Here is a 428-nt window from a genome sequence, read left to right on the forward strand (position 1 = left end):
GTGCTGCCCAGATGGACGGCGCTATCCTCGTGGTAGCTGCTACCGATGGTCCGATGCCCCAAACCCGTGAGCACATCCTGTTAGCTCGTCAGGTAGGCGTTCCTCAGCTGGTAGTATTCATGAACAAAGTAGACATGGTGGATGACCCCGAGCTCCTCGAGCTGGTGGAAATGGAAATCCGTGAGCTATTGTCGTTCTACGACTTCGATGGTGACAACATTCCTGTAATCCAAGGTTCTGCTTTGGGCGGCTTGAATGGCGACGCTAACTGGGTTCCTAAGATTGAGGAACTGATGGCTGCTGTTGACTCGTACATTCCAATCCCAGCTCGTCTGACTGACCTGCCCTTCCTGATGCCTGTAGAGGATGTATTCTCTATCACAGGTCGTGGTACGGTTGCTACTGGTCGTATCGAGCGTGGTATCATC

1 protein-coding gene is annotated in these 428 nt (G+C 52.8%); it reads left to right on the forward strand.

Going from position 1 to position 428, the window contains the following annotated elements:
• On the forward strand, window positions 1–428 hold a 428-nt coding region (locus tag J4D97_RS23290; RefSeq protein WP_243900487.1), incomplete at both ends, for a GTP-binding protein.

It is taken from the genome of Hymenobacter defluvii (assembly GCF_017589435.1).
Lineage (GTDB): Bacteria > Bacteroidota > Bacteroidia > Cytophagales > Hymenobacteraceae > Hymenobacter > Hymenobacter profundi.